This is a genomic window from Ruegeria sp. AI3, assembly GCF_056541245.1.
The window spans coordinates 88,696-109,711 of the sequence record NZ_JBQFYA010000006.1; the positions used below are offsets into that span (position 1 = coordinate 88,696).

23 protein-coding genes are annotated in these 21,016 nt (G+C 58.8%); 16 read left to right on the forward strand and 7 right to left on the reverse strand.

The features are described from left to right. The first annotated feature begins 1 nt into the window (after position 1). The 6 genes from ACRZ95_RS11010 (at position 2) to ACRZ95_RS11035 (ending at position 4,687) form a co-directional block, all read left to right on the forward strand. A complete protein-coding gene (locus ACRZ95_RS11010) occupies positions 2-1,075 on the forward strand; it encodes an ABC transporter ATP-binding protein (protein ID WP_170675889.1) in 1,074 nt (357 codons plus the stop codon). Beyond that, positions 1,075-1,938 carry a carbohydrate ABC transporter permease gene (locus ACRZ95_RS11015; RefSeq protein WP_085807799.1) on the forward strand — a complete coding sequence of 288 codons (864 nt, stop codon included), beginning with the start codon at positions 1,075-1,077 and terminating at the stop codon, positions 1,936-1,938. Before ACRZ95_RS11010 ends, ACRZ95_RS11015 begins: the two co-directional genes overlap by 1 nt. Beyond that, positions 1,935-2,732 (forward strand): carbohydrate ABC transporter permease, encoded by a 798-nt coding sequence (locus ACRZ95_RS11020; protein ID WP_170378551.1) that lies wholly within the window; start codon positions 1,935-1,937, stop codon positions 2,730-2,732. The genes ACRZ95_RS11015 and ACRZ95_RS11020 overlap by 4 nt, the downstream gene beginning before the upstream one ends. Before the next feature lie 8 nt (positions 2,733-2,740). After that, positions 2,741-3,142, forward strand: coding sequence for a DUF2160 domain-containing protein (locus tag ACRZ95_RS11025; protein ID WP_170378549.1), 402 nt, complete (start codon positions 2,741-2,743; stop codon positions 3,140-3,142). 65 nt (positions 3,143-3,207) lie between these two features. Beyond that, a complete protein-coding gene (locus ACRZ95_RS11030; protein WP_170378547.1) occupies positions 3,208-3,603 on the forward strand; it encodes a BlaI/MecI/CopY family transcriptional regulator in 396 nt (131 codons plus the stop codon). Further along, positions 3,590-4,687 carry a M56 family metallopeptidase gene (locus tag ACRZ95_RS11035; protein WP_170675888.1) on the forward strand — a complete coding sequence of 366 codons (1,098 nt, stop codon included), beginning with the start codon at positions 3,590-3,592 and terminating at the stop codon, positions 4,685-4,687. Before ACRZ95_RS11030 ends, ACRZ95_RS11035 begins: the two co-directional genes overlap by 14 nt. A gap of 15 nt (positions 4,688-4,702) precedes the next feature. Here the strand turns inward: ACRZ95_RS11035 and urtE are convergent, their stop codons facing one another. The 5 genes from urtE to urtA form a co-directional block, all read right to left on the reverse strand. Continuing rightward, complete coding sequence (gene urtE / locus ACRZ95_RS11040; RefSeq protein ID WP_170643272.1) at positions 4,703-5,398, reverse strand: urea ABC transporter ATP-binding subunit UrtE; 696 nt, start codon at positions 5,396-5,398, stop codon at positions 4,703-4,705. Positions 5,399-5,401: 3 nt separating this feature from the next. Next, positions 5,402-6,142, reverse strand: coding sequence for an urea ABC transporter ATP-binding protein UrtD (gene urtD, locus ACRZ95_RS11045; protein ID WP_170675887.1), 741 nt, complete (start codon positions 6,140-6,142; stop codon positions 5,402-5,404). Continuing rightward, positions 6,139-7,368 carry an urea ABC transporter permease subunit UrtC gene (urtC, locus tag ACRZ95_RS11050; protein ID WP_170675886.1) on the reverse strand — a complete coding sequence of 410 codons (1,230 nt, stop codon included), beginning with the start codon at positions 7,366-7,368 and terminating at the stop codon, positions 6,139-6,141. The genes urtD and urtC overlap by 4 nt, the downstream gene beginning before the upstream one ends. 3 nt (positions 7,369-7,371) lie before the next feature. Beyond that, positions 7,372-9,324, reverse strand: a complete 1,953-nt coding sequence (gene urtB, locus ACRZ95_RS11055) for an urea ABC transporter permease subunit UrtB (RefSeq protein WP_170675885.1) — start codon at positions 9,322-9,324, stop codon at positions 7,372-7,374. 61 nt (positions 9,325-9,385) lie between these two features. Beyond that, the gene (urtA, locus tag ACRZ95_RS11060; protein WP_170675884.1) at positions 9,386-10,666 is read right to left on the reverse strand and encodes an urea ABC transporter substrate-binding protein; all 1,281 of its coding nucleotides are present in this window, start codon (positions 10,664-10,666) and stop codon (positions 9,386-9,388) included. A 443-nt stretch (positions 10,667-11,109) separates the two neighbouring features. Between urtA and ACRZ95_RS11065 the strand changes: the two genes are divergently transcribed. From ACRZ95_RS11065 to ureG, 8 genes are read left to right on the forward strand one after another with little or no spacing between them, the layout of a single operon-like run. Next, a complete protein-coding gene (locus tag ACRZ95_RS11065; protein ID WP_170675883.1) occupies positions 11,110-11,883 on the forward strand; it encodes an urease accessory protein UreD in 774 nt (257 codons plus the stop codon). A 1-nt stretch (position 11,884) separates the two neighbouring features. Continuing rightward, positions 11,885-12,187 (forward strand): urease subunit gamma, encoded by a 303-nt coding sequence (locus ACRZ95_RS11070; protein WP_170378531.1) that lies wholly within the window; start codon positions 11,885-11,887, stop codon positions 12,185-12,187. A 15-nt stretch (positions 12,188-12,202) separates the two neighbouring features. After that, positions 12,203-12,364, forward strand: a complete 162-nt coding sequence (locus ACRZ95_RS11075) for a hypothetical protein (protein WP_170675882.1) — start codon at positions 12,203-12,205, stop codon at positions 12,362-12,364. Beyond that, positions 12,361-12,666 carry an urease subunit beta gene (locus ACRZ95_RS11080; RefSeq protein ID WP_170643278.1) on the forward strand — a complete coding sequence of 102 codons (306 nt, stop codon included), beginning with the start codon at positions 12,361-12,363 and terminating at the stop codon, positions 12,664-12,666. The genes ACRZ95_RS11075 and ACRZ95_RS11080 overlap by 4 nt, the downstream gene beginning before the upstream one ends. After that, a complete protein-coding gene (ureC, locus tag ACRZ95_RS11085; protein WP_170675881.1) occupies positions 12,666-14,426 on the forward strand; it encodes an urease subunit alpha in 1,761 nt (586 codons plus the stop codon). The genes ACRZ95_RS11080 and ureC overlap by 1 nt, the downstream gene beginning before the upstream one ends. A gap of 19 nt (positions 14,427-14,445) precedes the next feature. After that, a complete protein-coding gene (gene ureE / locus ACRZ95_RS11090) occupies positions 14,446-14,898 on the forward strand; it encodes an urease accessory protein UreE (RefSeq protein ID WP_170378524.1) in 453 nt (150 codons plus the stop codon). Beyond that, positions 14,882-15,535 (forward strand): urease accessory UreF family protein, encoded by a 654-nt coding sequence (locus tag ACRZ95_RS11095; RefSeq protein WP_170675880.1) that lies wholly within the window; start codon positions 14,882-14,884, stop codon positions 15,533-15,535. The genes ureE and ACRZ95_RS11095 overlap by 17 nt, the downstream gene beginning before the upstream one ends. Beyond that, positions 15,532-16,152: an urease accessory protein UreG gene (gene ureG / locus ACRZ95_RS11100; protein WP_170675879.1), complete on the forward strand. Its 621-nt coding sequence runs from the start codon at positions 15,532-15,534 to the stop codon at positions 16,150-16,152. The genes ACRZ95_RS11095 and ureG overlap by 4 nt, the downstream gene beginning before the upstream one ends. Before the next feature lie 83 nt (positions 16,153-16,235). Here ureG and ACRZ95_RS11105 read toward each other — a convergent pair whose 3' ends face one another. Continuing rightward, positions 16,236-17,270, reverse strand: a complete 1,035-nt coding sequence (locus ACRZ95_RS11105; RefSeq protein WP_170675878.1) for an MDR family NADP-dependent oxidoreductase — start codon at positions 17,268-17,270, stop codon at positions 16,236-16,238. 472 nt (positions 17,271-17,742) lie between these two features. Here ACRZ95_RS11105 and ACRZ95_RS11110 point away from each other — a divergent pair, with 472 nt between their 5' ends. Then, positions 17,743-18,792 (forward strand): TauD/TfdA family dioxygenase, encoded by a 1,050-nt coding sequence (locus tag ACRZ95_RS11110; RefSeq protein WP_480554974.1) that lies wholly within the window; start codon positions 17,743-17,745, stop codon positions 18,790-18,792. A 45-nt stretch (positions 18,793-18,837) separates the two neighbouring features. On the opposite strand, the gene ACRZ95_RS11115 is transcribed toward ACRZ95_RS11110, so the two are convergent. Continuing rightward, positions 18,838-19,755: a GlxA family transcriptional regulator gene (locus ACRZ95_RS11115; protein WP_480554940.1), complete on the reverse strand. Its 918-nt coding sequence runs from the start codon at positions 19,753-19,755 to the stop codon at positions 18,838-18,840. A 99-nt stretch (positions 19,756-19,854) separates the two neighbouring features. Here ACRZ95_RS11115 and ACRZ95_RS11120 point away from each other — a divergent pair, with 99 nt between their 5' ends. Next, positions 19,855-21,015: an acyl-CoA dehydrogenase family protein gene (locus ACRZ95_RS11120; protein WP_170675875.1), complete on the forward strand. Its 1,161-nt coding sequence runs from the start codon at positions 19,855-19,857 to the stop codon at positions 21,013-21,015. Position 21,016 lies beyond the last annotated feature (1 nt).

Here is a 21,016-nt window from a genome sequence, read left to right on the forward strand (position 1 = left end):
CATGGCACAGATCAAGCTTTCCAATTTGCGACACAGCTACATGCCCGCGCCGAAAGGCCCCGAGGACTATGCGCTGAAAGAAGTCGATGTCACGTGGCGCGACGGCGGTGCCTATGCGCTGCTGGGGCCGTCTGGCTGCGGCAAGTCCACTCTGCTGAATATCATCTCGGGGCTGCTGACACCGTCTAAGGGTCAGATTCTGTTTGACGGTCAAGATGTTACGGCCCTGCCACCCGATCAGCGCAACATTGCGCAGGTGTTCCAGTTTCCGGTGATCTACGACACGATGACCGTGGGCGAAAACCTGGCCTTTCCCCTGAAAAACCGAGGCGTCGACCCCGCCAAAATCAAGCGGCGCGTCGATGAGATCGCCGAGATGCTTGATGTTACGGATATGCTGAACACCCGCGCCAGCGGCCTCAGCCCGGACAACAAGCAGAAAATCTCGATGGGGCGCGGGCTGGTGCGCGATGATGTGAACGCGGTGATGTTTGATGAGCCGCTGACCGTGATCGACCCGCATCTGAAATGGAAGCTGCGCTCGAAGCTGAAAGAGCTGCACCAGAAAGTGCAGGCAACCATGATCTACGTGACCCACGACCAGACCGAGGCGCTGACCTTCGCGGATGAGGTGGTCGTGATGCAAGACGGCGAGGTCGTTCAGATCGGTACCCCTGTTGAGCTGTTCGAGCGCCCGCAGCACACCTTCGTTGGCCACTTCATCGGCTCCCCCGGCATGAATGTTCTGCCCTGCGAGGCCAAAGGCGACCGGGCCGTGTTCGAGGGACATGAAGTGGTGCTAGAAGGCCCTACTCACGGCGACGGAGGACGCACCGATCTGGGTATCCGCCCGGAATATGTGGGCTTCGGCGATACCGGCATTCCGGCGCATGTCACCAAAGTGTCCGATATCGGCCGCCACTATGTGGTCAGCGCGATGGTCGGCAATACGGCCCTCAAGGCGGTGACCGAACATAGTGTGCCTGAACCGGGCTCAGAGGTCTTCCTGCAATTCAAACCAGAACAATCTCGCGTTTACCGCGACGGCTGGATCGCAACCGAGGAGCGCAGCTGATGAGAACGGAAAACCAAAAAGCCTGGTTCTTTGTCCTGCCGGTGTTGGCACTGGTCGCGTTCAACGCGCTGGTGCCGATGATGACGGTGGTCAACTACTCGGTGCAGGAAACCTTCGGCAACAACCAGTTCTTCTGGGAGGGGCTTGGCTGGTTCGAGCAAATCCTGCGTTCGGACCGCTTTCAGGCCGCGCTGGGACGGCAGTTCCTGTTTACCTTCCTGATCCTTCTTATCGAAGTGCCTTTGGGTATCATCGTCGCGCTGTCGATGCCGCGCAAAGGCTTCTGGGTGCCGGTCTGTCTGGTCCTGATGGCCCTGCCGATGCTGATTCCTTGGAACGTGGTTGGCTCGATGTGGAACATCTTCACGCTGCCCAAGATCGGCCTACTGGGCTACTTCCTGAATGACGTTCTGGGCATCAACTATGATATGACGCAACAGCCTCTGTCGGCTTGGATCACGGTCGTTGTCATGGATGTCTGGCACTGGACGTCGCTGGTCGTGCTGCTGTGCTATGCGGGCCTCGTGTCGATCCCCGATGCCTATTATCAGGCCGCAAAGATCGACGGTGCCAGCCCTTGGTCGGTGTTCCGCTATATCCAACTGCCCAAGATGAAAACCGTCCTGACCATCGCCGTTCTGCTGCGCTTCATGGACAGTTTCAACATCTATACCGAGCCCTTCGTTCTAACCGGCGGTGGCCCGGGCAACTCAACCACCCTGTTGTCGATCGACCTTGTGAAGATCGCGTTGGGACAGTTCGACCTTGGCCCTGCAGCCGCCATGAGCCTGATCTACTTCGCTATCACGCTGCTGGTCAGCTGGGTCTTCTACACTCTGATGACAAAGGATGACGCGCAATGAAGAAGCGGTCTCTTATCCCGATCCTCTATATCGCGTTTCTGATGCTGCCGATCTATTGGCTGGTGGCGATGTCCTTCAAGACCACGAACGAGATCCTGTCGGGCTTTTCCTTGTTTCCCCAGACCTTCACGCTGGAGAACTACACCACTATCCTCACCGACCCGACGTGGTACTGGGGCTATATCAACTCGATCATCTATGTGACGATCAACACAGTTCTGTCGGTCTGTGTGGCCTTGCCTGCGGCCTATGCGTTCTCACGCTATCGGTTTCTGGGCGACAAGCAGCTGTTCTTCTGGCTGCTGACCAACCGGATGGCCCCTGCTGCTGTTTTTGCGCTGCCGTTCTTCCAGCTCTACTCCTCGATCGGTCTGTTTGACACTCACCTCGCCGTGGCTTTGGCGCATACGCTGTTCAATGTGCCTTTGGCGGTGTGGATTCTGGAAGGGTTCATGCGGGGTATCCCGAAAGAGCTGGACGAGACGGCCTATGTTGACGGCTATTCCTTCCCGCGATTCTTCGTGACGATCTTCCTGCCCAACATCAAAGCGGGTGTGGGTGTTGCAGCCTTCTTCTGCTTCATGTTCTCGTGGGTCGAGATGCTGTTGGCCAAGACGCTCACCGCGGTTGAGGCCAAACCCATCGCCGCTGTGATGACCCGCACCGCCTCGAGCGCGGGGTATGAGTTGGGTCTGCTGGCAGCCGCTGGAACCCTGACCATCATTCCCGGCGCCATTGTCATCTGGTTTGTCCGCAACTACATCGCGCGTGGTTTCGCGATGGGACGTGTATGAGGTTCGATATGCGCAAACTTCTTATCATCCTTCCCTTCCTGCCCTCTGCGGCATTTGCCCAGCAGGCGGGTTGGGGCAGCGTCGGCCAGCAAGAGGAAAAAGGCTTTTCATGGACCGATCCGCTGTGGCCTGATTTCTGGATGGCTTGGACGCCAGCCACGCTGGCTTTGTTCGTCGGCATCTTCTCGGCCATTGCACTTATCGGCGTGCTGGAAGGGTTCAAATTCCGCGATGGCATTGAACGCAAGGGCGTGTTGGGTCTGACCACGACGCTGGGTGACCGCTTGTTCATCACGCTGCTTGGCTCGGCCTATATCTTTCTGGCCTGGCTCGGTTTCGTGGGTCAACCGGTCTGGACACCGCTGTTTCTGTCCATCGGCTGGGGTTTCTTCGTTTTCTGGAAAGTTTAGGCTTTGACAAAACACGAAAGGATGCTTGTCTGACAGGCACACCAATCATGACGACACCAAGAGCAATGCGAAAGAAAAAGACGACAAATCTGCTGACCGAGGTTGAACTGGAGTTCATGAACGAGCTTTGGGCCCTAGGGGAAGGCTCGGTGCGTGATGTATTGGACCGCCTGCCACCGGAACGGAATCTGGCTTATACTTCAGGTGCTACGATCCTGCGTATTCTCGACGAAAAAGGTTTTGTCGAAAGCCGCAAGGACGGAAAAACCCTGATCTACAGCCCGCTTCTTGACAAGGATCGGTACCAGGCCCGCTCGCTTCAGAACCTCTCGCGGACGTTGTTTGACAACACACCAGCCTCGCTGGTGGCGCGCTTGGTCGATGATGCGGGTCTGAGCGAGGCGGATCTTGAGGATATTCGGGCATTGGTAGAAAGGAGACTGCAAAATGACAGCGGTTAAGCCGGTTCTCGATGCCTATCTCGAACTGAATTTTGTTCTGATCCTATCGGTCGCGTTGTGGTTCGCAGCTCGATTTGTTCTGTCTCGAACCTCGATGCGACTGTCCTTTTCCGATCAGTTTCGTCTGCTCAGGGCGCTGGTGCTTTGCCTTATGCTCAGCCCGGTGCTGGCCTTTGGGGTGGCGCATCTGTTCGAACTTATCTGGCCCGGTCAGCCGATGGCCATCGGCGACGTGGCCGTTGCGGCCTATCTGAGGGGTGAGATCGCGCTGCCTGCAACCCAGTTCGAGACGCTGCTGAACACGCGCCAGCGCTGGGTCGAGGCCGCTTTGGATGGTAGCTCCGTCTGGGCCATTGCTGCACTCGCGGCCTTGGCATTGGTCTCGGCCATGCTGGTTCTCCGCGTGATCTGGGCGGCGCTGCAAATTCGTCAGACGGTACTGGACAGTTTCCTGTGGAAACGTTCGGCCAAGGTGGATGTCCGTCTGTCGGATCACATCAAAGTTCCCTTTGCCGTGCGGGGCCTGCGCCGTCGCCACGTAATCCTTCCCAGCAACCTGCTGAACGATCGCCACGAATTGCGGTTCGCGATTGCGCATGAGTTCCAGCATGTTCGCAGCGGCGACGTCGAATGGGAGCTGGTGCTGGAGTTTCTGCGCCCACTGTTCTTCTGGAATCCGGCCTATCACATCTTGCGCTATCAGTTTGAGCGGCTGCGCGAGCTTGGTTGCGATCAGGCCATTGTCGCCAGACGCAGGCTGGATACGGTGGATTATGCCAAATGCCTGCTGGACTACTGTGCCCGCACTGTCTCGCGCGAGCGTCCACAGGTCCTGAATGTTGCGCTGGTCAATGGGAACAAGGCGAAGCGGGTTCTGCGACAGCGTGTGATCGCTTTGGCAGACGGACCCAAAGGGGGTCATCCGCTGCATGCGATGGTTCTGTCTTTCAGCCTGATCTTTGCGATTGTGTTGGCCTGGGGCTCGGCCAGTTTGCGCGAGACCGACGGGTGGAGCCAAGACCGGCTTATGCTTTCGACCGTTGTCAACCTTGAGCGGCTGGAACGTCGCAACAGCGGTAATTGAAAAGCGTCGTCTCGGTCAGACCGAGACGCCTTGAAGGACTTGATCCCGTGACACATCCTGCTTGCGGCCTTCCAGCAAGATTTCTCCCCGACGCAGGACGACAAACCGGTCGGCGAGGTCGTAGGCAAAGTCGAAATACTGCTCGACCAGAAGGATCGCCATCTGGCCCTGATCGCGCAGGTGGCGGATCACTTCACCAATCTGCTGGATGATGTTGGGTTGAATGCCCTCGGTAGGTTCATCCAGCAGCAAGAGCCGGGGTTTTGTGATCAGCGCCCGGGCAATCGCCAGCTGTTGTTGCTGGCCGCCGGATAGATCTCCACCGCGCCGATGCTGCATCTGGGCCAGAACCGGGAACAAATCAAAGATCTCATCCGGCACGAAATGTTCAGCTGCGGGAAGGCAGGCGAACCCGGTTTCGAGGTTCTCGCGCACTGTTAGCAGCGGAAAGATTTCGCGCCCTTGCGGGACATAAGCGACACCTTTCCAGGCCATCTGATGCGCAGGCAGCGGGCCAAGGTCTTCTCCGTCCAGTGTCAGCGACCCGCCAGAGCGGGGATGGGTGCCCGAGATTGCCTTGATGAGGCTGGTCTTGCCGACCCCATTGGTGCCCATCACGCAGGTCACCTCACCCCTCTCGGCCTCCATCGAGATACCGTTGAGGATTTGTGAATGGCCGTAATGTAGGGTCAGATCGTTCAGTTTCAGCATCGGTCAGCGCCCCAGATAGACGTCGATGACGTCCTGATTTGATGTCACGTGGTCCAGAGACCCCTCGGCCAGAACCGAGCCTTCGTGTAGGACGGTGACCTTGCAGTTCAGGCGGCGGACAAACTCCATATCATGTTCGACGACCACAACGGCGCGGGTCTTGGCGGCTTGAACCAGCAGATCAGTTGTGTGTTCGCGCTCCTGCGGGGTCATCCCGGCGGCAGGCTCATCAACCAGCAGAAGGCGTGGTTCCTGTGCCAGCAACATCCCGATCTCGAGCCATTGTTTTTGCCCGTGGCTGAGTTCACCGGATTTACGGTCAAGTTCGTCCTTCAGGCCGATCTCATCCGCCAGTTCCTTGACCTTTCCCAGGTCGCTGTTCGTGGGGCGATAGAATAGGACGCCCAGCCAACCGCGTTTGTTCTTGAGGGCCATCAGCAGGTTTTCTCTAACGCTTTGGTCCTCAAACACGGTAGGTTTCTGGAATTTCCGGCCGACACCGGCCTGCGCGATTTTCGCCTCGCTCATCCGCAGCAATGAGACGGATTTCTCGCCCCAGATCACGCGGCCTTCGTCTGGCCGCGTCTTGCCTGTGACGATATCCATGAAGGTCGTTTTTCCGGCCCCGTTCGGGCCAATCACTGCGCGCAGTTCGGCCTCGCCGATCTGGAAGGAGAGATTGTTGATGGCACGGAACCCGTCGAAGGTAACCGAAACGCCGCTAACCTCTAACAGAGTGCTCATTCCGTTGCCTCCTTTTCGCGTAGGGCGCTGTCGTCAGGCCCAAGTGGCGCACCGTGGCGCTGCGGCGCACGGCGGTTGGTCCAGAGGTCGAACAGGCCACCGATACCCTTTGGTGCGAACAGAGTTACCAGTACGAAGGAGACGCCCAGCAACACTTGCCACCAGTCGACCCATTTGATCGTGTAGAACCCCAGCGGGATATCCGGGGCCTGTCCGCCGGTGAACCATGTGCTGAGCAGGCTGACGAAAGCCGCCCCGATGACTGCGCCGTACAGGCGGCCCCGCCCACCGATGGCAACCCAGACGGCCAGATAGATCGAAGCAATGGGGGCCATTTCCTCGGGGTTGATGATCCCGGCCTGCGGGTAGTAGAGCGCCCCCGCGATGGCTGCGATACAGGCAGTCAGGGTGAAGACAGCCAGTTTGTAAACCTCGACAGAATAGCCAAGGAACCGCACCCGCGCCTCGTTATCACGGATGCCGCGGATGACCGAGCCGAACTTGCCCGATACAACCCACGCGGCCAGCATGTAGCCCAAGCCAAGCGCAAGCGCAGAGGCCCAAAGGAACCAGACCGACACCACGTCCTGCGAGGCGGTGATACCGGGCAGGTTCTGCAAGCCAGACAGGCCGTTATTGCCGCGCAATCCGCTGTCGTTCTGGAACAGGTACAGTGCAAGCGCCAGCGTCATAGCTTGGGTCAGGATCGAGAGGTAGACGCCCGTCACCCGGCTGCGGAAGGCCAGCCAGCCGAAGATCAGCGCCAAAAGTCCGGGCACCAAAACGACCAGTATCAGTTGCAAGGTCAGGCTATGGGAAAAGGCCCAGATCAGCGGAAAGTCCGATGAACCAACCACGCCAAAAATCTGTGTCCCGATGGCGTCCACGACCTCGGACGGGGTAGGGGGGATTTCGGCTTGCGACAGAGACTCGACCACGATCAGACGGGTCCGTTCGTACATCAGCCACATGCCGATCATGTAGCCTCCTAGCCCGAAGAAGGCGAAATGGCCCAGCGAGAGGATGCCGGTGAAGCCCCAAACCAAATCCATCGCCACGGCAATCAGGCACAGGCACAGGGTCTTGCCCAGCGTCTTGACGAAACTGGTTGAGATCACTCCGATCCCAAACCCTTCGGACAGGACGGTCACGCCTAAGGTAAACAGGGACAGGATGGCCAGAAAGACCAGGACCGAGGGGTTCTTGGCGACAAAGCTACGTTCCATGGCTCAATCCCCCGCCGCGCGGCCTTTGAGGGCGATGATGCCCCTTGGCCGGAACTGGATGAAAATGATGATGAAGATGATCATGTAGGTTTGTGCCGCGAGGGTGTTGGACGGGTTCATCCACTCGATGCCCTTTTGCAGGAAGCCGATCATGCCTGCGCCCGCGAGCGCACCCCAGATATTGCCGACACCACCCACAACCACGGTCATGAAGCTTTGCACGATATAGTCGCTGCCCAGATCCGAGGTGACCTTGGCGAACAGACCAATCGCAACTCCTGCGATCCCTGCGATGCCGGAGCCAAGACCGAAAGTCAGCATGTTCACCCGCCCCGGATTGATTCCCATCGACCCCGCCATGCGCGGGTTCTGTGTCACCCCGCGCATCTCAAGCCCCAGTCGAGTGCGCATCATGATGTAGAGAAAAAGTCCCAGAAAGATCATCGCCAGCACGAAGATCGCGATGCGGATATAGCTGATCGATACCACATCGTTTAGCACCCACGCCCCGTCCAGCCAGCCGGGCGCGGTCAGCGGTCGGGCCTGCGTACCAAAGATGTTCTTGGCCAGCTGTTGGAGGGCAATCGAGATGCCGAACGTCGCCAGCAGCGTCTCCAACGGGCGCGAATAGAGCCAGCGGATCACCAACCGCTCCATCGCGACGCCCATGGCGAAGGTGACCGCGAAGGCCATCGGGATGGCAACGATGATTGAGAGCGTATGGTCGGGGATGAACTGCTGTACGACGTAGCCGGTGTAGGCGCCCATCATGATGAACTCACCGTGGGCCATGTTGATCACACCCATCACGCCAAAGGTGATAGCCAGACCGATGGCCGCAAGGAAATAGATTGACGCCAATGAGATCGCGTCCAGCGTCAGGTCGAGGGTCTGGTTTAGGCCAACCTTAAGCTCGATTTGTTCCAGCGCCTTTTCGGCGGCGGCTGTGACTTCGGGTGAGGGTTCGGCATAGGTCTCAAAGAAGACATGCGTTTCCAACGCAGAATTGATGTTGGCCTCGGTGATCAAAGCAGGCACGAGGCCGGCTTCCGCTAGAACAGCGTAAGCCTGAGCACGCGTGGTGTCAGAGTTCAGTTGCGCGACAGGAATGCCCCCAACGCGGCCGCCGTCGATATTGGCGGCCAGTGCGGCGCGTATGTCATCGGGCGACGTGCGCGGTGCGGCTAGGTCATTGGCGACCAACATGTCATATGCCTCATCCCGCGACAGGGCTTCTGATCCGGGGTCTAGAATTGTGGCGGTATTCGCGTCAGCAGGTAGATCAGTGCCCGTCTGTCGCTTCGTCACGACCAGAGGATTCAGTGCCGCGCGGACGTCCACCCCCAGATCGTCGGACATGTCTTCAATCGCAGCAACACGTGCTGCGGTATCCTCGTCATACCCGATGGTCAGCAACCGCTCGAGACGTTGCTTCTGCGCTTTCAGATCGGCATCGGGTTCGTCCTCAATCGAGGCGCGCAGCGGCTCCAGCAGAGCGCCTTCGGGATCGCGTTGGATAGATGTCAAAGCGGCCAGACGTTTTGCCCGGTCCGGGTCGGTCAGTTGGAACTGGACCAAAGCCGTCCCGATCATCGCGCGGATGCCGCTATTGGGTTTTAACTGTTTCAGGTCGGATTTCTCGAACGTTCCAACGACCTCTCCGGTGTCGAAATCGGTCAGCTCATACGAACGGCCCTCGGCCTTTTTACCCGAAAAGAACAGGCCGTCCGACTTGCGCATCCACACGTCTTTGGCGGCCCATGTCTCAAGCATCACCTGCGCTTGCGGTAGACCGCTGCTGGCAATCGCATCAATCGCCGGTTTGATCGTCTTGCGCGAGCTTTTGGCGATGATTTCCTGATGCTCTTGCAGGATCGGTTGCAAACCGCTCTCTTGCGCATTGGCCGTTAGGCAGGCGCACAGGATTGCGAGACCCGCAAGGAATAGTCGTAACATGTGGTGAAACCCGAGGTGTCTTTAGGGCAAGGCGGGCGATGACACCCGCCTTGCGAGAAGATTAGTAGTTCGACAGGGTCTGAACGCAGGTCTTGGTCTCGGTGTTGTACATACCACAACCCAGCTCTTTCCAATCCGAGATCAGAACCGCCGATTCCGGCAGGAAGTCAGTCCATGCATCACCCGGAACGACGTCGGTTTCGCTGATGATATCGAACTGACCGTCTTCCTGGATCTCACCGATCAGAACCGGTTTGGCCAGGTGGTGGTTCGGCAGCATCACGGCAGTGCCACCAGTCAGGTTCGGGAACTCCTGCCCGTACATCGCGGCGCGCACATCGTCGACTTCGGTCGATCCGGCCTCGGTGGCGGCGTTTACCCACATGTTGAAGCCGATGTAATGCGCCTCCATCGGGTCATTGGTCACGCGGTCTTCACCCATGGCGGCTTTCCACGTCTCAACGAATTCGGCGTTCACGTCGGTATCTGCCGACTGGAAGTAGTTCCACGCGGCCAGGTGGCCGACCAGGTTGGTGGTATCCAGACCCGAGAGTTCTTCCTCACCGACTGAGAAGGCTACGACCGGGATGTCATCCGCCGAAACGCCCGCAGCCGCCAGCTCTTTGTAGAAGCCAATGTTTGCATCGCCATTGATGGTCGAGATCACGCCGACCTTCTTACCATCCGCACCCAGCGCAACAACGTCCGCCACGATCTTTGACCAGTCAGAGTGACCAAAGGGGGTGTAGTTGACGAAGATATCCTCGTCCGCGATGCCTTTACCCTTCAGATAGCTTTCCAGAATATTGTTGGTGGTCCTGGGGTAGACATAGTCTGTGCCGAGCAGAGCGAATTTCTCGACCCCCAGTTCCTCCAGAAAATAGTCGGTTGCAGGGATTGCCTGCTGGTTCGGCGCGGCTCCGGTGTAAAAGACGTTTTTCGAGGATTCTTCGCCTTCATACTGAACCGGGTAGAACAGCAGGCCGTTCAGCTCTTCGATCACCGGCAGAACCGATTTCCGGCTAACCGAGGTCCAATTGCCAAAGATCACGTCCACTTCATGCACGGTCAGCAGCTCGCGCGCTTTTTCAGCAAAAAGCGGCCAGTCCGAGGCCGGGTCGACCACAACCGCCTCAAGCTGCTTGCCCAGCAGGCCGCCCTTGGCGTTTTGCTGATCGATCAGCATCAGCATCGTGTCTTTCAGCGTCGTTTCGGAGATTGCCATCGTGCCGGACAGCGAATGCAGCACGCCAACCTTGATCGTGTCTTCAGCCGACAGTGCGGCGGTGGCCATGGCAGCAAATACCAGTGATCCGGCGAGCGTGGATTTGAGCGATTTCATGTAATCCTCCTGGGCGGGGCCGGGAGAGAGGGCTTGCACAAAGGCGCACTCTTCTTCTACCTGATCCCCGCAACTGTTGTTGCGTTATCGTGTGGCGGTTGTGTCCGAGGTCCAATTCGCGCAGCCGTCACACACCCTTCGAGATGTTTCCCCCGACGAGCACCCATACGGTTTCTGCATCGCGGCAATCTTGGCAACCTGTCGGTCAGGTAAATGCAAAAATCAGCCGCATCTGATTAATTTTTAATCCATTGCCCGACTGTGTGCCAAAAATTTGGTCACCTGCATCGGTTTTGTGTTCGATTACGACACCCGAGAATGGTTTTCCGCCATCCGAGACCCGAAACACAGGGCATGAACTGACGCCTCGGGGGTGACCAATTACGCAACTTGCCCATATAACGCCCATCACGGACAAAACCCCTCCCCGTGCCAAGGGGGCCGTGTCAATCAGCACCAAACCGTTGGGCAGGCGGTCGGTTCTGGACGTATTCCGCCAATCCGGTTCCTTTAAGTGCCTGTTCCCACGAGCTGAATCGCACGCGTTGGATGCGGTTCTGCTGAACACTGCTGGCGGCGTCACCGGTGGGGATGCGTTTCGGTTCACCGGAACAGCGGGCAAAGGTACCACTCTGACGATGACGACGCAGGCGTGTGAGCGTGCCTACAAGGCTCAGCCCGGCCCCTATGGTCAGGTCGTCAATCACCTGACCGTCGCGTCTGGCGCGCGCATGAACTGGCTGCCGCAAGAGACAATCCTGTTCAACGGCAGTGCTCTGGATCGTCGACTATTGGTCGAAATGGAGCCGGACGCGACTTTGCTGATGGTCGAGCCTTTAGTCTTTGGACGCGCGGCGATGGGCGAAACCCTGACGGATATCCGTTTGCGGGACCGGATCGAAATTCGGCGCGGTGGAGCCCCTCTGTTCTTGGATACAATGCGATTTTCCGGCGACCTGCACGCCCATCTCGCGAAGCCCCATATTGCAGACGGGGCGGGTGCAATGGCGCTGGTCGTCTTTGCCTGCAGTTCGGCCGAAGGGCAGTTGGACACGGTGCGCCAGATGTTGCCCGAAACGGCAGGTGCAACGCTGATACATGGTGATCTGCTGGTGATCCGGATGCTGGCCGAAAACAGCTTTGCCCTGCGCCGTGAGCTGATGCCGGTTCTGCGGCAACTCAACAACAACACTCTTCCCCGATGCTGGATGATCTGAGATGAACCTGACCCCCCGCGAAAAAGATAAACTGATGGTCGCCATGGCCGCCGAAGTTGCCCGCAAACGCCTTGCCCGAGGGGTCAGGCTGAACCATCCCGAGGCCATCGCCCTGATCACCGACGCTGTGGTCGAAGGTGCGCGCGACGGTCGTTCTGTGGCTGACATGATGCAGGCCGGAGCCGAAGTGATCACCCGGGATCAATGCATGGAGGGCGTGCCCGAGATGATCCACGAGGTTCAAGTCGAAGCCACCTTTCCCGACGGCACCAAGCTTGTGACCGTCCACAACCCCATTCGCTAACAAAGGAACCAAGATATGACCCGTATGCTTTTCCCCGCCCTGATCGTTGCAGGCCCTGCCGCCGCCCACACCGATACGCATATCCATGCGCACGGCATAGACTACGCGACCCTTGGCGTTGGCCTGGCGGTTGTCGCACTGGCCGCAATCGCGCTGATGGTGAAGTTGAACAAATGATCCCCGGAGAGCTGTTCCCGGCCGAGGGTGAGATCACCCTGAACGCAAGTGCCAAGGCGATCACTCTGATGGTCGCCAATACCGGCGACCGCCCGGTTCAGGTCGGCTCGCACTATCATTTCGCCGAAACCAACCCGGCGCTCGACTTCGACCGTGCAGCGGCACATGGGCTGCGTTTGGACATCGCCCCCGGCACCGCTGTTCGGTTCGAGCCCGGTCAGGCGCGAGAGGTTTCGCTGATCCCGATCGGCGGAGCGCGCAAGGTCTATGGGTTCAATCAAAAGGTCATGGGGTCGCTCTGATGCCAGCAACAATAAAACGTTCTGACTATGCCGCGATGTTCGGCCCCACTACTGGCGACAGGCTGCGGCTGGCGGATACCGATCTGGTCATCGAGGTCGAACGCGACCTGACCGCAGAACGCGCGGGCGCTGCCGCCACCGGGGGGACGGGCGACAATGCGCTGCTCTATGGCGAAGAGGTCAAGTTCGGTGGGGGCAAGGTGATCCGCGATGGGATGGGGCAGTCTCAGGCCACGCGGGCCGAGGGGGCCGTGGATACGGTTATCACCAATGCGCTGATCGTGGATCACTCGGGTATCTACAAGGCGGATGTGGGCCTGAAGGACGGACGCATCGCCAAAATCGGCAAGGCCGGGAATCCCGATACTCAACCCGGCGTCGATATCATCATCGGTCCCGGCACCGAGGCCATCGCGGGCGAGGGGCGCATCCTGACTGCAGGGGGCTTCGACAGCCATATCCACTTTATCTGCCCTCAGCAGATCGAAGATGCGCTGCATTCCGGCCTGACCACTATGTTGGGAGGGGGGACGGGCCCTGCGCATGGCACTCTGGCCACCACCTGCACACCCGGGCCTTGGCACATCGGGCGGATGTTGCAGGCCGCCGACGCGTTTCCGATGAACTTGGCCTTTGCGGGTAAAGGCAATGCCTCTCTGCCTGCGGCGCTGGAGGAGCAGGTCAACGCAGGTGCCTGCGCTCTGAAACTGCATGAGGATTGGGGCACGACCCCCGCCGCCATCGATTGCTGCCTCTCGGTGGCCGACGCGATGGATGTGCAAGTCATGATCCATACCGACACGCTGAACGAATCCGGTTTTGTCGAGAACACCGTGGGCGCAATGAAAGGCCGCACGATCCACGCCTTTCACACCGAAGGCGCAGGCGGTGGCCACGCCCCCGATATCATCAAGATCTGCGGCGAAAACCACGTTTTGCCGTCTTCGACCAACCCCACGCGCCCCTTCACTGTGAATACGGTCGAAGAGCATCTGGATATGCTGATGGTGTGCCACCACCTCGACAAATCCATCCCCGAGGACGTGGCCTTTGCCGAAAGCCGCATCCGGCGTGAGACGATCGCGGCCGAGGACATCCTCCACGACATGGGCGCGTTCAGCATCATCGCTTCGGACAGTCAGGCGATGGGTCGGGTCGGAGAGGTTCTGATCCGTACATGGCAGACCGCCGACAAGATGAAAAAGCAACGCGGCCGCCTGCCCGAGGAAACAGGTGACAATGACAACTTGCGCGTACGTCGCTACATCGCGAAATACACCATCAACCCGGCGATTGCGCATGGCCTGAGCCATCAGATCGGCAGTATTGAGGAAGGCAAACGCGCCGATCTGGTCCTGTGGAACCCGGCTTTCTTCGGGGTGAAGCCCGAGATGGTCTTGTTGGGTGGCACCATCGCCTGTGCGCAGATGGGCGACCCGAATGCCTCGATCCCTACGCCGCAACCGGTCTATAGCCGCCCCATGTTCGGAGCATACGGCCGGTCGGTTGAAAACTCGGCGATCACATTTGTCTCGGAGGCCGCGCAAGCGGGCGGGATCGGAGATACACTGGGACTGGCGAAACAAACCGTCGCCGTGCGCAACACGCGCGATATCGGCAAGCAGGATTTGCTGCTGAATGATGCAACGCCCCAGATCGAGGTTGACCCGGAAACCTATGAGGTCCGAGCCGATGGGGAGCTGCTCACCTGTCAACCTGCCGAAGTGCTGCCGATGGCGCAGCGCTATTTCATGTTCTGATTTAAAGAAGGAGGCCACGATGACCACTGCGATCAAAACCGCCCGAATCTATCACGATCACCACCACGATCCGGCGCACGCTCAGGTCTCGCTGGACTATGACGGGCGTTTCCTGCGCCGTAAAATGCTGGCCACCGATGATGGTGAGTCCTTTTTGGTCGATCTGGCGCACACGAAATCCCTCGACCATGGTGGGGTTCTGGTGCTGGAGGATGGACGCGAGATTGAAATCATCGCCGCACCGGAAGAGTTGCTGGAAATCAGCGGGGACAATCTGCTGCACCTTGCGTGGCATATTGGCAATCGCCACACGCCCTGTCAGATCGAAGCCGACCGGCTTCTGATACAACGCGATCATGTCATTCGAGATATGCTTTTGAAACTGGGCGCAGAAATCCAAGAGGTCGTTGAGCCTTTCACCCCCGAAGGCGGCGCTTATGGTCATGGCAGGACACATGGCCACGCTCACTAATTCCGATATCCTAACCTTGGTGCAGTGGTTGTCTCCGGCCTATCCGGTTGGCGGCTTCGCCTATTCTCATGGGTTGGAGGCCGCTATTGAACTTGGTTCGGTTACCTGCCCTCAGGATACGGGCGCCTGGGTGTCGGACGTATTAGAGCATGGCTCTGGCTGGAACGACGCGCTTTTTCTGGGGGCGGCTTACGCCGCCGAAACCCCGGTCGACTTGACCGACATCGACGCCACAGCCCGCGCGTTCAGCGCCTCATCTGAGCGGTTGATGGAAACCAGTTTGCTCGGGCAGGCGTTTGGAGCCGTGACCGGGGATGTCTGGGGCTTGGACTTGCAGCGCCTGACTTATCCGGTGGCGGTAGGGCGTGCGGCACGATTGCAGAATTTGCCGTTGCCATTGGTTACCGAGATGTTCCTGCAGGCGTTCCTGAGCAATCTGGTCGCCTGCGCAACGCGCCTTGTCCCCTTGGGGCAAACCGATGCGCAGCGGCTGATACGGGACCTAACGCCCCTCTGCACAACGATTGCCGCAAAGGCGCGGGACGCGGGTCTGGAGGATCTCAGTTCGACGGCGTTCCTGCCGGATATCGCGGCAATGAAGCATGAAACACAGTATTCAAGGATTTTCCGAACATGAGCAGTACGAACGGCCCCCTTCGCGTCGGCATCGGAGGCCCCGTCGGCGCGGGCAAAACCACCCTGACCGCCGCGCTGTCTGAGGCGCTACGCGATATCTGTTCGGTGGGCGTGATCACAAACGACATCTACACCCAAGAGGACGCCGAGGCGCTGATGCGGATGCAGATCCTGCCTCAGGACAGGATCATCGGCGTTGAAACCGGCGGTTGCCCGCATACCGCGATCCGAGAGGACGCCTCGATCAACCTTGCGGCTGTGGCCGAGATGCAGTCGCGCCACCCGGAGATTGACGTCGTGCTGATCGAAAGCGGCGGCGATAACCTGTCGGCTACGTTCAGCCCGGAATTGGCGGATGTCACGCTCTACGTGATTGATGTGGCTGCGGGTGAGGAAATCCCGCGCAAGGGGGGGCCCGCGATCACGAAATCGGATCTGTTGATCATCAATAAAACCGACCTCGCGCCGCATGTAGGCGCGTCGCTTGAGGTGATGCAGGAAGACGCCACGCGCATGCGCAAGGGTCGGCCGTTCTTGTTCGCCTCACTGCGCCAACGGCAGGGCGTGCCTGAAATCGTCAGCGCGCTTGCTGCGATTGGTGGGCTTGAAACGGCCTGAAGGAGAGCAGTCGCCGCTGCTCGGCGCGGCGACTGTCATTTCTAATTCGGAGTGGGGTGAAAACTGGATGTTGGCCGGGGCAATCAGGCCCCGACATTCACCACCATCTTGCCGAAATTCTCACCGCGCAGCAGCTGGTTTAGCGCTTCGGGTGCGGCCTCCAGCCCCACGACCATGTGCTCGCGATATTTGACCGATCCGTCCTGAATCCAGCCTGTCATATCCCTGACGAACTCCTTGTAGAGTGAGGCCGGGAAGCTGTCGAAGATGATGAACCCCTGAGCCTTCACCTTCATCCGCAGCAGCGTGCCCATGATCGCAGGCCCCATATCCGGACCGTCCGGCAAGCCAGGCAGGTTGTACCATGAGACCACGCCGCAGATCGGGATGCGCGCAAAAGCGTTCAGCAAAGGCAGGACACCGTAAAGCACCTTGCCGCCAACATTTTCGAAGTAGACGTCAATCCCATCCGGGCAGGCGGCGCGCAATTGATCAGCGAAATCGGCAGCCTTGTGGTCGATACAGGCGTCGAAGCCCAGATTTTCCACCACATGCGCACATTTTTCGGCTCCGCCCGCAACGCCCACGACCCTGCACCCTTTGATCTTAGCGATCTGTCCCACGGTTGCTCCGACCGGGCCGGATGCGGCGGCAACGACCACGGTTTCTCCGGGCTTGGGTTCGCCGATCTGTAGCAACCCGGCATAAGCGGTGTAGCCGGGCATACCCAGAATACCTAACGCCCAAGACGGGTTTTGCGGTGCTTTGCCCATGTTTATGACCTCGGTCCCGTCCGAGATCGCATAATCCTGCCAACCGCTACCAGACAGCACATAGTCACCCGCTTCGAATCCGTCGAGGTTCGAGGTCACAACCTCTCCCACAACCTGTCCAGTCATGACCCCGCCAATCGCCACTGGCTCGGCGTAGGACTTCGCGTCATTCATCCGCCCGCGCATATACGGGTCCAGCGACAGGTAGCAGGTGCGGACCAACATCTCTCCTGCACCAGCAGTAGGGATATCCGTTGTCTCAAGCCGCAGCGTGTTGTCATCGGGTTCCCCCTTGGGGCGTTCGTTCAGAACGATGCGGCGGTTTGTGTCTGCGGTCTGGGGCATGGTCTTCTCTCTCTACTGAGGCTGGTTTGTCGCGCCGGCACGTCACAAGGATCGGGGCGTCGGATTTTGTGATACCGTTCTGTATTTCGGGCGGCGCGTCAATCTTTTCACACCTTTGTGCCGCAGGGTTTGCTCAGCAAAACAGCAGGGTTGAAGTTTGCCGTAGGCTCTAAGTTTGCCGGCACGTTTTCCGTTTGACTGCGCCGCAAATTAATTTAAGCCTTCGCAAAGAGATAGCCCCCAATCCAGACGTTCGCATGCCATCCAGCTTAGAAATACCAGCGACGTTGGGCCGCCGACCCGGGCATCCCTATAGGAAGGCCTATGATTGGTGGCCGCCCCCATCCCAGCGCTGAGATTGAACCCGAATTTCAACTCAACGCGAAAGATTAACATGACAACTCAAACTCTCTCGAAACCGGTTCAGGTTGAACTGGCCGAAACACATGTGCGTATCACCTGGCCCGACCATATGACCGGGGATTTCCCGTTCATCTGGCTGCGCGAAAACGACCCTGCAGGGTTCCATCCGCAGACGCAGGAGCGCCTCACAGACCTCACCGCCATTGCGCTGGATATCAAACCCGTGCAGGCATTCCAGTCCGACAACAGCCTGCTTGTTGTCTGGGCCGAGGATCAGGCACCCACCGGTTTTGATCTGGACTGGCTGCGCGATCGCCGCCCCGGCCAACCTGCTTTTGACCCGGCTGATACCGGTTTTGTCACATGGCGGGCCGAGCTTTTGCCCGCCGGTATCCCGCGCGCGAATGCCGATGGGGTTATGACTCAAGACAGTGCTTTGAAGGACTGGCTGATCGCAGCGCGTCAATACGGGCTGAGCATTGTGGACCATCTGGCCGATACCACCGAAGCTGGCATGGACGTCGCGCGCCGGATCGGGTTTCTGCGCGAGACCAATTTTGGTCTGACCTTCGAGGTCAAGTCTAAACCCAACCCGAACAACCTTGCCTATACGCCGGTTGCATTGCCGCTGCACACCGACCTGACCAATCAGGAACTGCCTCCGGGGTTCCAGTTCCTGCATTGTCTCGCCAACGAGGCTGAGGGCGGTGAGTCACTGTTCTGCGACGGCTATGCGGTCGCAGAGGATCTGAAACTAGAAGATCCCGATGCCTTTGACGCCCTGTGCGACATCTCGATCCCGTTCCGGTTCCATGATGGAGAAACGGACATCCGCTCGCGTAAACGGGTCATCACCTGCGATGAAAACGGCGACGTGATCGAGATCTGCTTCAACGCGCATCTGGCGGATTTCCTTGATATCAAGCCCGCTCTGATGCCGTGTTACTACCGCGCCTATCAGAAGTTCATGGCGATGACACGCGACCCCAAATACTTGCTTCAACTCAAGCTGAGGGGTGGCGAAATGGTGGTCTTTGACAACCGCCGTGTGCTGCATGGACGGTCGGCCTTCGACCCCAACACAGGTCACCGTCACCTGCACGGCTGCTATGTGGATCGAGGTGAATTTGAAAGTCGTCTGCGCGTTCTCTCGCGTTAAGCGTCTGACAAAAGAGCAGCGCCGTCTTGGGGCGGCGCTGTCCCACTACACCCTGTTGCGGAAGGCCGAGGGGGTCTGCCCGAACTCCGCCTTGAAGGCGCGAGTCATAGCACTGGTATTTTCGTAGCCCGACCGGCCGGCGATTTCGGCGATGGATTGCTCGGTCTCTTCGGTCAGCCTGCGCGCAAGGTTCAGACGCAACCGACGATAGAGCGCTTGGGGTGTGGTTTTCAGGTCCGCCTGAACGCGCATTTCCAGCCGTTTCTGAGTGCAGCCCGCTTTGCGCGCGACCTGCGTGATCGACAGCGGTGTTTCAAGGTTTGCCTGCATGATGGCCAGAGCGCGATTCACCAGAGTGTCTTCGGTTTGCATCGGTAAGGCATAGTGGTCGCTTCGACCGCGGCTCATAAACAGATGGGCGACCTCCATCGACAACAGTGGGCCGTGATCCTTGCGGACAAGCGCAAGCGCTAGATCAAACGCCGCCATCGCCCCGGAACAGGTCAGACGCACGCCATCAACGACGTAGCGCTCTTGCACCACGTCCACGGCGGGAAAGGCTTCTTCAAATCGAGAAAGCTCGTCCCAGTGAATCGTCGCGCGGTACCCATCCAGCAACCCGGCCTGCGCCATCAACCAGCTGCCGGTATCCAGTCCGGCCACCTGCGCGTGCCTTTTTGCAGCCGCCAGCAGGGCGCGCAGGGTCGAGGGCGTGCCCAATTGCAAGAACCCGTAGGAGGGCATCACGACCAGAGCATCTCCTCGCTGGTCGGTCAGGGCGGCATCCGGCGTCACCGCAAGCCCGCTGGAGCTGTGGACAGATTCGCCGTCCACGGAACAGAACCGCCAATCATACAAAGACTGCCGGGACAGAGTGTTGGCCGCCCGCAGAGGCTCGACCATGTTGGCGAGGCAGTGGTTCGAGAATCCATCGAACAGCAGAATGTTAAATCTGTGACTCAAAATTTTACCAACTCTGCACGCCAGGAGGCGAAAACTGCATGCCGTGACCATGAGGAATCTCGTTTCCTGCGTCAATCACCTATCCAAGGATATCGCGCCATGCAGTTTGGTCTGACCGAAGAACAGGACATGATCGTCTCGACAGTCCGTAGTTTTGTCGAAAACGAAATCTACCCACATGAGGCCGAGGTTGAGCGCACCGGTCAGGTGCCGCATGAGCTGGGCGAAGAGATCAAACAGAAATGCATCGATCTGGGTTTTTATGCCTGCAACTTTCCCGAAGAGGTTGGCGGCGCAGGCCTTTCGCATCTAGATTTTACGCTGGTCGAGCGCGAGTTGGGCCGGGGATCGATGGCTCTGACCCATTTCTTTGGTCGTCCGCAGAACATTCTGATGGCCTGCAACGAAGAACAGCGCGAACGCTATTTGCTGCCTGCTGTGCGTGGCGAAAGGATGGATGCGCTGGCGATGACCGAACCCGATGCGGGCTCGGACGTCAGGGGCATGAAGTGTCAGGCTGTGAAGGATGGGGGCGATTGGGTCATCAACGGTTCCAAACACTTCATCTCGGGCGCAGAACACGCGGATTTCTTCATCGTCTTCATTGCGACAGGCGTGGATGAGACACCAAAAGGACCTAAAAAGCGTATCACAACCTTCCTGGTGGATCGCGGAACGCCCGGGTTTGAGGTGCGCGAGGGGTATAACTCGGTCAGCCACAAGGGTTACAAGAACTACATCCTCTACTTCGACAATTGCCGCCTGCCAGACGCGCAGGTTCTGGGCGAGGTCGATGGTGGTTTCGAGGTCATGAACGAGTGGCTCTACGCGACTCGTTTGACGGTTGCGGCCTTCTCGGTTGGTCGGGCACGGCGTTGTTTCGACTATGCGCTTAACTATGCTGCCGAGCGCAAACAGTTTGGCCAGCCCATCGGTAAATTCCAGGGCATTGGGTTCCAGATCGCCGATATGATCACTGAGATTGATGCCGCGGACTGGTTAACTCTGTCGGCTGCCTGGCGCTTGGACGAAAACCTGCCTTCGAACCGCGAAATCGCCTCGGCCAAGCTCTATGCCTCGGAAATGTTGGCGCGGGTCACCGACGCGACGCTGCAAATCTATGGCGGCATGGGTCTGATGGACGACTTCCCGATCGAACGCTTCTGGCGCGACGCACGGGTTGAGCGGATCTGGGATGGCACCAGCGAAATCCAACGCCATATCATCAGCCGTGATCTTCTGCGTCCGTTGGGCGCCTGAC

What these genes read in the sequence shown, in the direction of transcription:
- urtC (WP_170675886.1), bottom strand. Translation starts at nt 7,368, where the DNA reads ATGGAACGTAGCTTTGTCGCCAAGAACCCCTCGGTCCTGGTCTTTCTG.
- ACRZ95_RS11035 (WP_170675888.1), top strand. Translation starts at nt 3,590, where the DNA reads ATGACAGCGGTTAAGCCGGTTCTCGATGCCTATCTCGAACTGAATTTT.
- ACRZ95_RS11105 (WP_170675878.1), bottom strand. Translation starts at nt 17,270, where the DNA reads ATGCCCCAGACCGCAGACACAAACCGCCGCATCGTTCTGAACGAACGC.
- ACRZ95_RS11015 (WP_085807799.1), top strand. Translation starts at nt 1,075, where the DNA reads ATGAGAACGGAAAACCAAAAAGCCTGGTTCTTTGTCCTGCCGGTGTTG.
- ureE (WP_170378524.1), top strand. Translation starts at nt 14,446, where the DNA reads ATGACCACTGCGATCAAAACCGCCCGAATCTATCACGATCACCACCAC.
- ACRZ95_RS11080 (WP_170643278.1), top strand. Translation starts at nt 12,361, where the DNA reads ATGATCCCCGGAGAGCTGTTCCCGGCCGAGGGTGAGATCACCCTGAAC.
- urtA (WP_170675884.1), bottom strand. Translation starts at nt 10,666, where the DNA reads ATGAAATCGCTCAAATCCACGCTCGCCGGATCACTGGTATTTGCTGCC.
- ACRZ95_RS11010 (WP_170675889.1), top strand. Translation starts at nt 2, where the DNA reads ATGGCACAGATCAAGCTTTCCAATTTGCGACACAGCTACATGCCCGCG.
- urtB (WP_170675885.1), bottom strand. Translation starts at nt 9,324, where the DNA reads ATGTTACGACTATTCCTTGCGGGTCTCGCAATCCTGTGCGCCTGCCTA.
- ureC (WP_170675881.1), top strand. Translation starts at nt 12,666, where the DNA reads ATGCCAGCAACAATAAAACGTTCTGACTATGCCGCGATGTTCGGCCCC.
- ureG (WP_170675879.1), top strand. Translation starts at nt 15,532, where the DNA reads ATGAGCAGTACGAACGGCCCCCTTCGCGTCGGCATCGGAGGCCCCGTC.
- ACRZ95_RS11020 (WP_170378551.1), top strand. Translation starts at nt 1,935, where the DNA reads ATGAAGAAGCGGTCTCTTATCCCGATCCTCTATATCGCGTTTCTGATG.
- ACRZ95_RS11075 (WP_170675882.1), top strand. Translation starts at nt 12,203, where the DNA reads ATGACCCGTATGCTTTTCCCCGCCCTGATCGTTGCAGGCCCTGCCGCC.
- ACRZ95_RS11120 (WP_170675875.1), top strand. Translation starts at nt 19,855, where the DNA reads ATGCAGTTTGGTCTGACCGAAGAACAGGACATGATCGTCTCGACAGTC.
- ACRZ95_RS11095 (WP_170675880.1), top strand. Translation starts at nt 14,882, where the DNA reads ATGGCCACGCTCACTAATTCCGATATCCTAACCTTGGTGCAGTGGTTG.
- ACRZ95_RS11070 (WP_170378531.1), top strand. Translation starts at nt 11,885, where the DNA reads ATGAACCTGACCCCCCGCGAAAAAGATAAACTGATGGTCGCCATGGCC.
- urtD (WP_170675887.1), bottom strand. Translation starts at nt 6,142, where the DNA reads ATGAGCACTCTGTTAGAGGTTAGCGGCGTTTCGGTTACCTTCGACGGG.
- ACRZ95_RS11025 (WP_170378549.1), top strand. Translation starts at nt 2,741, where the DNA reads ATGCGCAAACTTCTTATCATCCTTCCCTTCCTGCCCTCTGCGGCATTT.
- urtE (WP_170643272.1), bottom strand. Translation starts at nt 5,398, where the DNA reads ATGCTGAAACTGAACGATCTGACCCTACATTACGGCCATTCACAAATC.
- ACRZ95_RS11030 (WP_170378547.1), top strand. Translation starts at nt 3,208, where the DNA reads ATGCGAAAGAAAAAGACGACAAATCTGCTGACCGAGGTTGAACTGGAG.
- ACRZ95_RS11110 (WP_480554974.1), top strand. Translation starts at nt 17,743, where the DNA reads ATGACCGGGGATTTCCCGTTCATCTGGCTGCGCGAAAACGACCCTGCA.